15 protein-coding genes and 2 pseudogenes are annotated in these 12,810 nt (G+C 39.9%); 9 read left to right on the top strand and 8 right to left on the bottom strand.

Annotated features, from left to right (window positions below; translation table 11 throughout):
- The first annotated feature begins 8 nt into the window (after positions 1-8).
- Both UYI_RS0131000 and UYI_RS33835 read left to right on the top strand, forming a co-directional pair.
- Complete coding sequence (locus tag UYI_RS0131000; RefSeq protein ID WP_016870572.1) at positions 9-410, top strand: ArsR/SmtB family transcription factor; 402 nt, start codon at positions 9-11, stop codon at positions 408-410.
- Between the two features lie 656 nt (positions 411-1,066).
- Positions 1,067-2,053: pseudogene (locus tag UYI_RS33835) on the top strand (RpoD/SigA family RNA polymerase sigma factor).
- Positions 2,054-2,240: 187 nt separating this feature from the next.
- Here the strand turns inward: UYI_RS33835 and UYI_RS40325 are convergent.
- A pseudogene (locus tag UYI_RS40325) lies at positions 2,241-3,304 on the bottom strand (IS701 family transposase); the annotation flags it as partial.
- Positions 3,305-3,832: 528 nt separating this feature from the next.
- Between UYI_RS40325 and UYI_RS0130980 the strand changes: the two are divergent.
- The 6 genes from UYI_RS0130980 (at position 3,833) to UYI_RS40395 (ending at position 7,546) form a co-directional block, all read left to right on the top strand.
- Positions 3,833-4,318, top strand: coding sequence for a DUF2808 domain-containing protein (locus UYI_RS0130980; protein WP_016870568.1), 486 nt, complete (start codon positions 3,833-3,835; stop codon positions 4,316-4,318).
- A gap of 31 nt (positions 4,319-4,349) precedes the next feature.
- A complete protein-coding gene (gene rppA, locus UYI_RS0130975; protein WP_026086289.1) occupies positions 4,350-5,063 on the top strand; it encodes a two-component system response regulator RppA in 714 nt (237 codons plus the stop codon).
- On the top strand, positions 5,041-6,438 hold the full coding sequence (gene rppB / locus UYI_RS0130970; protein WP_016870566.1) for a two-component system sensor histidine kinase RppB: 1,398 nt from the start codon (positions 5,041-5,043) through the stop codon (positions 6,436-6,438). Before rppA ends, rppB begins: the two co-directional genes overlap by 23 nt.
- 97 nt (positions 6,439-6,535) lie before the next feature.
- Positions 6,536-6,892 carry an MFS transporter gene (locus UYI_RS40405; protein WP_026086288.1) on the top strand — a complete coding sequence of 119 codons (357 nt, stop codon included), beginning with the start codon at positions 6,536-6,538 and terminating at the stop codon, positions 6,890-6,892.
- Positions 6,880-7,125, top strand: coding sequence for a hypothetical protein (locus UYI_RS40400; protein WP_026086287.1), 246 nt, complete (start codon positions 6,880-6,882; stop codon positions 7,123-7,125). The genes UYI_RS40405 and UYI_RS40400 overlap by 13 nt, the downstream gene beginning before the upstream one ends.
- On the top strand, positions 7,064-7,546 hold the full coding sequence (locus UYI_RS40395) for an MFS transporter (protein ID WP_235148050.1): 483 nt from the start codon (positions 7,064-7,066) through the stop codon (positions 7,544-7,546). The genes UYI_RS40400 and UYI_RS40395 overlap by 62 nt, the downstream gene beginning before the upstream one ends.
- Positions 7,547-7,562: 16 nt before the next feature.
- Here UYI_RS40395 and UYI_RS39420 read toward each other — a convergent pair whose 3' ends face one another.
- From UYI_RS39420 to UYI_RS39405, 6 genes are all read right to left on the bottom strand, one after another.
- The gene (locus tag UYI_RS39420) at positions 7,563-7,850 is read right to left on the bottom strand and encodes a hypothetical protein (protein ID WP_081589282.1); all 288 of its coding nucleotides are present in this window, start codon (positions 7,848-7,850) and stop codon (positions 7,563-7,565) included.
- Positions 7,851-7,866: 16 nt separating this feature from the next.
- Positions 7,867-8,316, bottom strand: coding sequence for a transposase (locus UYI_RS39415; protein ID WP_235148049.1), 450 nt, complete (start codon positions 8,314-8,316; stop codon positions 7,867-7,869).
- A gap of 167 nt (positions 8,317-8,483) precedes the next feature.
- Positions 8,484-8,921 (bottom strand): hypothetical protein, encoded by a 438-nt coding sequence (locus tag UYI_RS0130940; RefSeq protein WP_016870565.1) that lies wholly within the window; start codon positions 8,919-8,921, stop codon positions 8,484-8,486.
- Positions 8,922-8,949: 28 nt separating this feature from the next.
- Positions 8,950-9,696: a hypothetical protein gene (locus UYI_RS0130935; protein ID WP_026086285.1), complete on the bottom strand. Its 747-nt coding sequence runs from the start codon at positions 9,694-9,696 to the stop codon at positions 8,950-8,952.
- A gap of 101 nt (positions 9,697-9,797) precedes the next feature.
- Positions 9,798-10,085 carry a Zn-binding domain-containing protein gene (locus UYI_RS39410; protein ID WP_235148055.1) on the bottom strand — a complete coding sequence of 96 codons (288 nt, stop codon included), beginning with the start codon at positions 10,083-10,085 and terminating at the stop codon, positions 9,798-9,800.
- Positions 10,086-10,614: 529 nt separating this feature from the next.
- The gene (locus tag UYI_RS39405; protein WP_016870562.1) at positions 10,615-11,448 is read right to left on the bottom strand and encodes a helicase-related protein; all 834 of its coding nucleotides are present in this window, start codon (positions 11,446-11,448) and stop codon (positions 10,615-10,617) included.
- Between the two features lie 113 nt (positions 11,449-11,561).
- On the opposite strand from UYI_RS39405, the gene UYI_RS33810 reads away from it, so the two are divergent.
- Entirely contained in the window at positions 11,562-11,879 is a 318-nt protein-coding gene (locus UYI_RS33810; RefSeq protein ID WP_235148048.1) for a transposase family protein, read from the top strand.
- 378 nt (positions 11,880-12,257) lie between these two features.
- Here the strand turns inward: UYI_RS33810 and UYI_RS0130915 are convergent, their stop codons facing one another.
- Complete coding sequence (locus UYI_RS0130915; protein WP_016870561.1) at positions 12,258-12,626, bottom strand: four-helix bundle copper-binding protein; 369 nt, start codon at positions 12,624-12,626, stop codon at positions 12,258-12,260.
- Positions 12,627-12,810: the final 184 nt, after the last annotated feature.

Genomic DNA, 12,810 nt, shown 5'->3' with positions numbered 1-12,810 from the left:
GTCTACTTATGAAAAAACTAACATTGCCCAAAGCGAAGTCTCTTCACTCTGAAGACGCGCCCAGTTGTGATGCTTATCTGGTTCATCTCGATCGGGTGCGCCAGGTGCAACCAGAAATTATTTCTGTTGAAAAAGCACAACAGATGTCAGAGTTTTTTAATGCATTAGCCGATCCAAATCGTTTGCGATTGATGTCTGCTTTAGTAAATCGAGAATTGTGTGTTTGTGATTTAGCCGCAGCCGTAAAGATGGGTGAGTCTGCGGTATCGCACCAACTGCGAATTCTGCGATCGCAACGGTTGGTTAAATACCATCGTGAAGGTCGGAATATATATTACAGTTTGGCAGACAATCATGTTATGAGCCTTTACCAAGAAGTCTCCGAGCATCTGAAAGAAGCGAAGACTTAACCTGTAGACGGAGGATACCTCGTCTATTAGCAAAGACGAGAAGGAAAAAAGGACTGGCGGGGTAAATCGCTCCTAACCTTTATATCTGAAGAAGGTTGCTCAACTTTTCTACCCTCTTTAGGTTTGGGTTAATTCCTTATGTTATTCGGCAAGTTGAGGTGTGAATGAGTTCCTAACTGTTCTGGAATTTGCAGGATTACCCGCATTAGGAAATTTTGCGGATGGGACACTGGCAGAGTTTATTATTATGTCCGCTCGCACATAGTTGAAATTTCATCCTAATTTCATCTTTATCTGTCAATATAAGATACTAATTACTCAATATATCCTTGTAAACTACTAAGTTAATCAATTTAAGTAAGTAATTACAAAGATTGATTTTTCCTCATACTACTTTTTCATGCAAGGTTTATATTGAGTTTTTTTATTTCTTCTAATTGTTAGAAAATTAAATGTTTGTATTAAGCAAATCTGTACTTTAGTTTATTAGGAATTATTATAAACCCATATCGAAAATTCAAATAAACAAATATCATAGTAAATAGTTAAAGAAATAAAAATTCACAAAAAAGCTATTAGCTTACAATTATTTTAATTTGTAATTAAATTTAACTTCAACCTACATCTAAATTTTTTGGTCAATAAATACTAAAATCATGTCAGCTTCCGACACCAGCACAACAACTTCAAATACTAAATTTACCACAGATATAGTTCGGAGTTATCTGCGAGATATAGTTCGTGTACCATTGTTGACTCATGAGGAAGAGATTTTGTATAGCAAACATGTACAGCAGATGATTGCATTACAGGAGAAAAAGGAAACTTTGAAGAAACAACTCAACCACGAACCAACCCAAAAAGAATTAGCTGAATATTTACAGTTTAGTGAAACGAAAGTGAAGGAAATATTTCAGCAAGGCGCACAGGCAAAGCAAAAAATGATTGTAGCAAATCTGCGTTTAGTAGTTTCTATCGCTAAAAAATATCAGAGACGAAATTTAGAGTTTATGGATTTGATTCAGGAAGGTTCATTAGGTTTAGAACGTGGTGTAGAAAAATTTGATCCCACACGTGGCTACAAATTTTCTACCTATGCTTATTGGTGGATTAGTCAGGCAATTACACGAGCAATATCTTAGCAAGGACGAACTATTAGACTGCCAATTCATATTACTGAAAAATTGAATAAACTTAAAAGAGTGCAAAGAGAATTATCCCAGAAATTGAGGCGCAGTCCCAGTGTGTCTGAAATTGCAGAAAAAATGAAATTAAACCCTGCCCAAATCCGCGAACTTTTGATGATCTGTCGTCAACCTATCTCGTTAGATAAACAAGTGGGCGATAATAAGGACACAGAATTGCAGGAACTTTTAACAGAAGTTCCAGAAGCCTCGCTTGAAACCTACATAACTCAAGATTTTATGCGTCAAGATATCCATATTTCATTAACAGAATTAACTCCACAGCAGCAAAAAGTCCTAATTCTGCGCTATGGCTTGGAAGATGGTTGCGAACTCACATTAGCGCAGGTGGCTAAACGGTTGAACATTAGTCAGAGGAGAGTTCGTTACATAGAACAACAAGCACTCAGTTACCTCCGTCGTTGTCAAACAAATCTACGAGAGTATATAGTTAGTTAAATGTATGGAAAAATATCAGTACAAGTACCTTGCTTCTTTAAGTGTTTACTCAAATCTTGCACCTGGAAATCTGAATGTCAAAACCACAACTACGTGCAAGGGAAGTTAGACGTTCAACATTATGTAAAAGAAGAGACACAACTATTTCGGGGAAAATAGATTCTCTTGCTGTTTGTGCAGCTTGCCCCCAATCAGGTGGTGATTCAGGCTGAATATGCAGATAAGTCCAACGAGCAATCAGGTAAGCAGTCAGAGAAAGAATCAGCCAGCGATACATACCCAGCAAAGTTCCTTGCCCAAAGCGATGCAAACCGAAACGATGCTTTGCGGTTTTAAACCATCCAACAAGGCTGCCCTTCGGGTACTCTTCGAGAAGCCGCCTTCGGCGTCTACGCCAGTCGCTTTATGCCGGGGAACCCGTCCACCGCGCTGGCTCACCATCGGCGCTTACCCCACCACTTAAGGGTAGAAGCTTTAATAGGTCGAGTAGATAAGACAAAGCGTTTTTCTAGTTTGCCATTATCGCGTTTTAAGTAATACCAAGAAACAGTAACAGGAAACTTTAAACCAAATAAATAAACCTGTTGCCCTTGTTTATGTAAACGTCTTAAAAGTCTACCGTCTGCTAATTTACGGCTAATAGCTACACCTGTAACAACATGATATTTCAGACGACGCACACCCTCAAGGAATTCTACGCTGCCAAAGGCTGTATCAGCCAAAATAATTGTCTGGAAGCGTTGAGTTAAAGATTGCGGTAAACGTTTAACGCTCTTTCAGCCCAAGAGTAGCTGGAGATGGAGTTCCTTTACCTCTCCAAACCCGAAAACTCCACGGAATACGCCACTTTCCTACAACTAAGTAAACTACAACTAAATGTAAACCTCACTTGCCGTTATAGACTTTTATCAAATTCTCAAAGCATTTAAATTTACCACGTTTTTCTAGAGTAGTTAGGTCAACAATGACCTGTAAAAAAGGTTTACGTCCTTTACTAGATGACAATAGCATTTTTAAAACTGTTTGCAATGTGTGGGTACGAACTACACGAATCATCTCCCTTGTTGACCAAGGATTGATATTTAAAAAACGACTCAATGCACTCGCAGATTTGGTTTGAGAGTGTTCGGGTAAGGGGTTCCCTTTCGCCTCCAAAAATAATCCCAGCATGGCATCAAGATTATCTTTTTGATATTGGGTAGGCATCAATTCTTTCAAGCTATAAACTAGTTCTTGGGCGTGGGCAAGCATTGTCTTGCTAACTTACGAATACATTTCACGCCCTTTCTCTCATGTTTTGAACCAACCAAGCAAATCAAAGTGCGATCGCACTCTTGTTGAGGCAGAATACGTCATCCCAGCATCTTGTAGTTTTTGAAGCTATCTATGTATTATTGCGCTTGATTTTAGTTTTATTATTAACTCTTTTGTACTGAAGCGGCGTTCTTCTTCCACTGTTATATTTTGCCCTCTTTATTTACCTTTTGCGGATTTATTCGGTGAGGTGCAAGATCTGAGTTTACCAATATCGTTGTCATCTGAAATGAAGTTAGAAAGAGCTTTGAATGTAGAGCCAGACTATAAAAAATATGAGTTTACGAAAACTTTATGGCTCTATTAAATACTACTTATTTATTTTTATTTTTGAAAAAATTTCTTTAACTGGCTAAAATTTCATCCAATTTTCATCTCACTTTGTCAAGCTATTAAGAGGTAACTTCAATTTACCAAAAATGTTTTGATGATTGATTGACATAGTGAAGTAGTTACGAGAATGAAATGGATAAAACACTAATATACGCTGCTGTTTTCATCTTGACTATGGTAGTTTCAGTTCCAAGTACTTATGCAAATCCCTCACTACAATCTGATAAGTCTCCTCATGTTATTGGCTTCATGGAATTTCCTCAAGGTATTCGCCACTGGAGAATTCTCAGACATACCTTAAAAATAGAAGTTCCTCAACAAAGCAAGGCTATTTCCCAACTAATTATCCAAGCTCCAAGTAACATAATTCTTAGAGATGATATTGATGTATCTGACCAGTTAGATAAAAAAGTTGATGCTAAGATTTCTATTAGTGGTCAAAAAGCTACATTAGTTTTTGTTGGACAAGTTGAACCAGGAACTACTTTGACTATAGATATGAATAAGGTCAAAAAAACAGCACCAACAAATGGTGACAAAATGTACAAAGTTTCTGCTGTTCTCGCTGGTATTAATGCTGAATTACCAGTTGGTATAGCTCAACTGCGTGTACGTTAATGGACAAATTTTTGAGTTATATTGGCTTGTTATGAAAGTTCTGCTAGTTGAGGATGAAACAGACTTGGGTGCGTCAATTCAGCGAAAACTGAATCAGGAAAGATATATTGTTGACTGGATTTTGGATGGTGATGAAGCTTGGACTTGTCTAGAATCTCATTGGAGTGAATATACACTGGCAATCTTTGATTGGTTACTACCAGGAATATCAGGTTTAGAATTATGCAAGCGGTTACGAGTTCGTGGTAACTGTTTACCTGTACTGATGCTAACAGCAAAAGATAGCATGAAAGATAAGGTAGCCGGACTAGATGCAGGAGCAGATGACTATCTGGTAAAGCCATTTGGCATGGCAGAACTGCTGGCACGGTTGCGGGCTTTGCAGAGACGTTCTCCCCATTTTCAGTCTCCACAGTTGCAAGTTGGTAGTCTAATCCTAGACTACAGTAATTTTACATTTTCTTGCGAGTATCCCAATGGGGACAAAAGGGTAATTTCTTTAACAAAGAAGGAATTTCACCTACTAGAATACTTCATGAAACGTCCCAACACACTTGTTACTCGCGATCAACTTCTGAATCATTTGTATACGTTTAGTGCAGAACGCGTTAGTAATGTAGTAGCTGCTCAAATTAGACTTTTACGACGCAAGTTGTCGGAATCTGGTTGTGATAGTCTAATCGAAACTGTCCCTAGTATGGGTTATCGTTTTAATCCTAGCAATGCAGATTCGACTTTTTCATAAAACCCGTTGGCAATTGGCTACCTGGTATGCGCTGGCTATGGGTCTAATTTTGAGCCTGTGCGGTTTTGCTGTGTATGAAGTAATTATTGATGCTTACTCGATTTCTATCAGCCGGGAACTAGAGTCTATAACAAGCACGCTGCACGATGTCATTGAACCAACACTAAAACAACCCAGCCGCATAGAGCCGATTTTTCAACAGGTTTTACCCAATCTTTGTCAAATAAACTCTACCTGCCCTGCTCAAAAAATCTTTGAACACAGCCAAGGCACCCTTGCTGAACACGGCATCTTTAGTCCTGTCTATAAAGATAAGCAATATTACATTCGTTTTATCGATGCTTCAGGAAGATTAATCGCTGTAGCGGGTTTTCAGCCCAACGAATTACCACCAATTGTGCGAACAGATGTGTGGCAAGCAGTCAAAGACGCACAAGGCAATCGTTACCATCAAAAGTCCCTGCCACTACATACTAAAGATCAGGTATGGGGCTATATACAAGTAGGGCGCTCTCTCAAAGAACTAGATAATCGCCTTGCAGCTTTGAAATTAGTTTTGGCGTTAGGATTACCAATTACGGTACTGCTAGTTGGTGGTTCTAGTTGGTGGCTGGCAGGGTTGGCGATGCAACCAATTGACAGGTCTTATCAACAAATGCAACAGTTCACATCTGATGCCTCCCATGAATTGCGTACTCCCCTAGCAGCAATTCATGCAACGGTGGAAACCATACTCGATAAGTCACACCTGTCTGAACAAGAAGCGCGAGATGTTCTAGCATCGATTAAACGTCAGAGTCATCGACTGGCGGAACTAGTTCAAGATTTGCTGCTACTTTCGCGATTGGAACAGCACACTCTGTCGATAGAACGGCTACCTTGTTGTCTCAACGTTTTGATTGATGATTTGATAGAAGAGTTTTCAGCGTTAGCGAGTGCAGCTTCTTTGCAATTAACATCCTCAGTTTTGTGCCATCAGCCTCTGTATGTGATGGGAGATGAAGACCAACTTTTACGTTTGCTTTCTAATTTAATTGCAAATGCTATTCAATACACGCCTGCTGATGGTTATATAACCGTCATTCTCAAACGCAGCAATAGTGATGCCGTAATTGAAGTTCAAGATACAGGTATTGGGATTGCACCACAGGAGCAAGAAGCGATTTTTGACCGTTTTTATCGAGTCAATAGCGATCGCTCGCGTCGTACTGGTGGATCTGGATTGGGATTGGCGATCGCTCAAGCAATTGCCCAGACGCACGAGGGCAGCATTCAGGTGCAAAGCCAAGTTGGTAAAGGTAGTACTTTTATCGTTCGCTTGCCCTTAACAAAAGAGTGGAAACAACTGACCTGGGTATCGACAGGTGAAAATTAAATACCCTCCTATGGGATATAATAGAAAATATTAATATATAAACAATACAGAAATATCCCCTCTTTAAAAACAGCAATAAAAAACTAGCTTTAAGAACATGAACAGGAGATTTCATCTCTTTGGCAGCCTGAGAAATCCCATTTTTGCGCGGCTCTATGCAGCTCAAACCACCAATTTGTTGGGAGATGCCCTCACCTGGGTAGGTTTAGCTTTACTCGCCTTTGAGTTAGCTGGAGATAATAGTGCAGTTGTACTTGCCTTGGCTTTGACGTTGCGGATTACTGCGTTTGTCTTGCTATCTCCCTTAGCAGGTGCTTTAGCTGACCGTTTGGATCGCAAGCTGATACTGATTACAACCCACTGTATACGCATGGTTCTGATTAGCCTGTTGCCTGTACGACTCGCCTCTTTACTGATGCATATATCCGCTATGCATTATTCATGCAGTTGTTAGCATCTATTGCCGGAGCGCAGATTTTGGTCAATACTGTCAGTTACGTCAAGGGAACGCTCAAACTGGGAGATGTGGAGTATGGCTGGGTCATGGCTGCCTTTGGTATCGGTGCAACGCTTTCAGCAGTCGCTTTTGGTGCAATAAGTCAACGCTTTAGACAGGACAACCTTTGTGCTGTTCGGTGCGATTTTGATAACCTTATCCCTCCTGCCAGCAAACTATGCCTCTGTTAGCATATTAATGGTTTTGTGGTTAGTGGCTGGTATCGGACAAAACTTTGTAAATTTACCTACCCAAACTTTGATTGCAGACCGTATTACCACTGCTATGCAAGGGCGAGTTTACGGCGCACACTTTGCTTGGAGTCACTTGTGGTGGGGGATTTCCTATCCTCTGGCTGGATGGTTGGGAAGTAACTTTGCAGAAGGCGAATTCTTCTACGGCAGTTTGATTGGTTTAATGTTGCTAGGAGTGGTACAACTCATCCTTTCACCTCCTGCGGATGAAAATGAACACGTTCATGCAAACCTTTGGCATGAACACGAACACATCCACGATGAACATCATCAGCACAATCATCACCCAGGAATACCATCAGGAGAACCTCATACCCATCCTCATCAACACAAACGTATCCGCCACTCACACCCCTGAAGGGGTGACAAAGAGGCTATAAAGCAGACTGGATGAGAGCCATAGCCCGTAGACCTTGATGAAAATAGGGTAGTTTAGCGGGCTTCAAACGCATCAATTCCTGAGCTAAATTAGCCCAAAATTCCATCGCACCTACCCATAATTGACCATACAAACCAACCCAAAAGGCGCTATGTCGGCGGTGTAATCGCTTTAATTCTTTCAGACGACCGACATATTTTTGCATTCCCATATTGCGGGAATTACGACCAACTAACACTGCACTTGTATAGGCAATAGCAATTAATAAAATCAATGCAATCAAGCGTTGACCATTACTCTTAAGTAGATTCGAGATTATAGCCCCCAGTCTTGCAATCCTTAAACATTGCCTCAATGCCACTCCGCAACTTAAATGCTTTAATGGCATCTGGAAGATTATCAAGGTTAGTTAATAAAAACCAACCAGCAGGTTCAACAACTCCACGATATTTACGTTTGTAATATCCGGCGAGATTAAATTTAGCAAAACCTTTTTGTTTAGTCGCCTGAATACCCGTTAAGAAGAAGGAGATACCAGGAGTTAATCCCAAAGATTGTAAGCGTTGATGTGACTGGTTTTCTTGCCGAATATAAGTACCTTGTTTTTGACGCAATACAAAGTCAATGCCCTTGCTATGTAACCAATTCGCCAGTTTTATACTGTGGAATTCTCTATCTCCCAGTACCAGCATTCGATATCCCTTAAATAACTGCAACAGTGGACGAATTAATTTTTTCTGCTCTGCCAAATTACTACATCCTCTTTTGGGTAACAATCACCAGTACACAGGTATTGCTCTTTTTTGTTAGATTAAACTAATTACAAATACATTTTGTGAACGCCATTGGGTTCTATCAATTGCAAATATCAGCCGCTTCTCTCATGTTTTGAAGCTATTTTTTACCCATCGTTTGATTAGGGGAAACCACAAATATTCGTTTCTGTTGGCTCTGGTTCTACTTTAATAATGCGAACTCTACCCACCATTTGTTTTATATTTCTGTTGACGTAGAAATTATTCCCAATTGCCAGTCCGTAATGGCACATATTGCAAAGTTCTTTATCCATATCAATGTAAGAGCCTTTAAACGATTTGGTTCTAAACCCCAAATTATTCTGAATTTTTGCCGTGTGTATGTGCCAAACTGTTACGCGCTCATAGCACTGTTGTTTGAGATATTCTTGCACTAATCTGTCTGTACCTCTGGCATCACTGATGTGGATTTCTGCCCCCAGATTAATAATAGTGTTAAGGCGTGCGATCGCATCTGTTGGAAGTTTGGTTCTGGATGTATCTCTGTCACCAAATATGTAAATTTGGATGCGTTGTGACGGAAGAGTTTGGTCTTTCATGGTTGATATTTCAGCTTTTGATTATGTTTTAAGCCAACCTTTGGTTAAGGGCGTTTTCAACTTGATAAGTCCCAAGGGTACAGTTTGTATTCAAGGGAAATGTAGGAAATTCAGGATAATTATTCATAGTTTTTGTTACCCTGCACAATATCATTATTCCCTTCCTACTCTTTTTTTCTTGATTGTGGTAGTAGCCAATAACTTCAAACTCGTTGTTACCAGCTTCAAATCTGCTGCCTGTATATTCAGAAATAGCTCTTTTCCAGTCAGGTTGCCAAATCATAAGAGTATCTATTGTCATTGACCTAACAACTGGATTGTCGAGTTTGGTAAGAATGTCTGGTAAGTAATTGCACTCTTTAGCAATAACGTCTCGTGCATAATTTATCAACCAATATTCGGCTTCTTTCAGGAGAGTTTTTGATTCGATGTTTTGGCATACCTCATGGTAAACTCTAGACATTAGATATGCCCTTTGTTCAAATACCATTCCATTAGTTAGTAGCTTTAAATCCGATGGATAATTAATCATCAAATCAGCAAGCTCATCGCTGACTTGAGGAAGAGGATATTTCTCATTGTCTTGAACTGTTGGATGGGAGATTTTGACCTCATATCCTAGATTGACAGCATGATTGATAATAAAATCAATGCTGCTATGTTCAACAAAATCTCCTATGTTTAAGTTTGTTTCTAGTAGGAGATATGTTGGTGCATAGAGAATTTTAAACCGTTTGGGATTTTGACTTGAATCAGCTAATAGCTCTACGTGCATCACTATATGACTACAAACTTTCATCAAGCTCGTGCGTAAGCGATGTGCGTGGTTTTGTTACTTAAAAATAATCCTACCCAACTAGGGTAGGATTATATCTGTTATTGATTAATGGTGCGTGTTTGTGTAAAGTTGGTGATTTCTTCTAGTAGAGATAACCCGACTGATTTAAACAATGCTTTATTATCATCAGGGCAACGGTGGATAGTTGTACAAGATGAGCAACCATATTTACAGGGGCAATTATCCACTAGAAACTTTGCTTGAATAAAAGCAGTTTCTAAATATTTGACAAGGGTATCGCACATTCCCGTCCCGTGTTCACATGTATCGAAGAAATAGCCTACAATGTTATGGTTTGATGCTACCTCCACTAATATGAAATCGATATCTCGACTGTTTGCCCCATGTTCGACAAGTGGTAGACTGAGGATGACTTGGTGTGCGAGAGTATGAACGCAAATGTCTGTTTCATTGCTCTCAAATAGTTGTTTTTCTTCATTGGAAATATACTTCTGTTTGTTAAGTATATCTTTTCTGAGTTTTTGACTAAGCTTTTCCTTCGTTTAGGTTAAGCTCTTGAGAACTGTACCATACTGGGTTGCCATCGAAATCTTGGGCTGGATATATAGCACCAGGGTAAACTTCTCGTAGTGCAGAAGAAGCTGCGCTTTCTTCAAATTCTTCCCCACTATTTTGATTTATGTAACTGACATTTCTATCAGTATTGCCTCTGACTTTGATATTTGAGTGGACATAACCGAGGTTTCGGTTAACTGCAAGCCTTTGGTTGTAGCTAAATATAAGTTGGTTATCGGCGATTAGTTCTCGTGCGATCGCATCACCAAGACTACCAAAATGACGGGTAATTTGGGCTAGTGTCGGCTTACTTTCTTTGCAGCAGGCGAGAATATGCTGTTATAAGATGGTTTCATAATTGTGGTTAAAGTTGATAACTTCTGGAGGGTCAGATAACAAGCGTTCCGGATGCTTGGAGTAGTAAGAGTCCATGATTGACCGCTTTGACGGGATAAATACCAATAGTCCCGCTTCCTTCCTACCTGCGCGTCCTGCCCTTTGGCGAAAGGCGAGAATTGAGCCTGGATAGCTGTGTATAACAGTTGCATCGATGCAGCCGATATCTAACCCAGCTTCTAAGGCAGAAGTTGATACGATGAATTTGACCTTTCCCGACTGTATATCTGCAATAATTTTGTTTCGCTGGTTTGGCTTCATACTTCCATAAAATGCAGAGATGGTTTCTCCTAAGTGGGGTAGTTGCATCTCGGCTAGGGCTTTACGGATGGTATTGGTTAAAGTTTTGACCAGCTCTCGGCTATCGCAGAAGCAAATTCCAACTATCCCCTTACTCACAAGCAAGGCTGCTACCTGGGCAGTTTGGTAAAGAGTACTATTTTGCGGTCTGAGGCTGAGGAAAGTGATTTCTGATCGTTTTGCGCCACTTTGGTCAATGATAGTGAGGTTGTCTTTTTCTACTGGGTTGGATAGCTTTTGGGCGATTTCACTGCTGTTACTAATTGTTGCAGAGGCGAATATGTACCTCAGTGTAGAAATATCGTTACCAGCAGACTCCATCATCAGTTGAGTGCGACGATTAAGTAGTGCAAAATGAGCGCCAAATATACCCTGATAGAAATGCGTTTCGTCGCAAACAATAATTGAAATTTTTCTGATTGTCTCAATAAATCCCCAGTTTGAATTGTACTGAAATGTTTGTTGGGTTGTAACCATTCCGGGTTAGTCATAAAAAATTACCTGCTTGCTATTTGAGCAGACAGGCGTTAGTCAAAGTGGTGGTTTTTACTGTTACGGTTTTTTTCTGGTAATTATGACTGCTAACTGAAGTGCATTCCGCAACCAACAAAAAAAGTTTGAATCCAAGCAAATGTTTGAAGGAGATAAAGGATATACTGGAGGAGAAAATATTACGACCCCTCAAAAGAAACCACGACGCATGGGAATTAACAGCAAAGCAAAAAGAAGAAAATAAAAAATTGTCCAGTCAACGCATCTTTATCGAACACGTAATTAGACTCGTAAAAATCTTGCGCATTGCTCAACAACGTTTTCCTCTGAATTCCCGAACTTATGAGCAGATAATTCTTACTATTTGTGGATTGGTCAGGTTAAGAATTGGGGCGCTAATTTTACCAGTTTCATGAAAGTTGTAAATAGGAGAACACTTATGCTTGAGCTATGAACATTTTTACAGATAGTTGCTATCAGTAACTGTCTCAAAGCCTTATTCTGACGTTGGTTCTGGTTTCATGCTAACACTGTGCAAAGCCAGATATGGACTGCTTTGCAAATTTCCGGACGAGTCTATTTATATTCGCCGGATTTGATGCTTGCGCTTGCATCTTATGAGCTAGTCACAGCAATGCTTTGATAGTTTTTGGAGATGTCTCTTGGTTCAAAGTAAGTTGTTGTACAGCCATTATTAAAACCTATGCAATTACTTGGATCGCTGTTTATGTATGCATAGTGGTGGTTTTACACTCGCTGACTACCCGATTACAGCAGCCAGCGAAAAGAGTGACTTATGCAGTTGCCATTGACATTTGCCGACAAGATTCAGCACAACGACGGCACATATCAGCACAAGCCTTCATCTGAGCATCATCGCTCATGCGATCGCAATTCTCCGCACAGCGCTCACAAACTTCTGCACAAACCCCACAGGTACGAGCGTGTAACTGGGAAGTCCGCAGCATAAAATTAGCGCTGGTTTCACAAATTTCAGCACAGTCGAGCAGTAGTCGAATATGAGATTGTTCTGCGTGATTGCCACCTTTTTGTAAGCAATATGTCACAGTATTCAAGCAGATACTGTGGCAGTCTAAGCAGTTTTGAATGCACTCCTGCATCCCTTGATTAACTTGGTTCAAAGTAAGTTGTTGTATTGCCATGATTTTTACATCTCCAATTGCTTAGGTCAGAGGCAGAATTTCCTCTAGCCTCACCTTAAAAATGTTGAGGTACATTTACCTCTACCTAATGGATTAACGAGTATTTATTACCAATGAAATATAAGGATTTCATACTAATTTCATTTCTGTATGCATATCTAATTTTTTGTACTTAGGATTACAA

The sequence above is a fragment of the Fischerella muscicola PCC 7414 genome (assembly GCF_000317205.1).
GTDB classification, from domain to species: Bacteria; Cyanobacteriota; Cyanobacteriia; order Cyanobacteriales; family Nostocaceae; genus Fischerella; species Fischerella muscicola.
The sequence above is the reverse complement of the archived record's forward strand: the minus strand, read 5'-3'. Positions and strand labels throughout refer to the sequence as shown.

What these genes read in the sequence shown, in the direction of transcription:
- rppB (WP_016870566.1), top strand. Translation starts at nt 5,041, where the DNA reads ATGCAGATTCGACTTTTTCATAAAACCCGTTGGCAATTGGCTACCTGG.
- UYI_RS40405 (WP_026086288.1), top strand. Translation starts at nt 6,536, where the DNA reads ATGAACAGGAGATTTCATCTCTTTGGCAGCCTGAGAAATCCCATTTTT.
- rppA (WP_026086289.1), top strand. Translation starts at nt 4,350, where the DNA reads ATGAAAGTTCTGCTAGTTGAGGATGAAACAGACTTGGGTGCGTCAATT.
- UYI_RS40400 (WP_026086287.1), top strand. Translation starts at nt 6,880, where the DNA reads ATGCAGTTGTTAGCATCTATTGCCGGAGCGCAGATTTTGGTCAATACT.
- UYI_RS0130935 (WP_026086285.1), bottom strand. Translation starts at nt 9,696, where the DNA reads ATGCACGTAGAGCTATTAGCTGATTCAAGTCAAAATCCCAAACGGTTT.
- UYI_RS0130915 (WP_016870561.1), bottom strand. Translation starts at nt 12,626, where the DNA reads ATGGCAATACAACAACTTACTTTGAACCAAGTTAATCAAGGGATGCAG.
- UYI_RS39405 (WP_016870562.1), bottom strand. Translation starts at nt 11,448, where the DNA reads ATGGTTACAACCCAACAAACATTTCAGTACAATTCAAACTGGGGATTT.
- UYI_RS0130980 (WP_016870568.1), top strand. Translation starts at nt 3,833, where the DNA reads ATGGATAAAACACTAATATACGCTGCTGTTTTCATCTTGACTATGGTA.
- UYI_RS0131000 (WP_016870572.1), top strand. Translation starts at nt 9, where the DNA reads ATGAAAAAACTAACATTGCCCAAAGCGAAGTCTCTTCACTCTGAAGAC.
- UYI_RS0130940 (WP_016870565.1), bottom strand. Translation starts at nt 8,921, where the DNA reads ATGAAAGACCAAACTCTTCCGTCACAACGCATCCAAATTTACATATTT.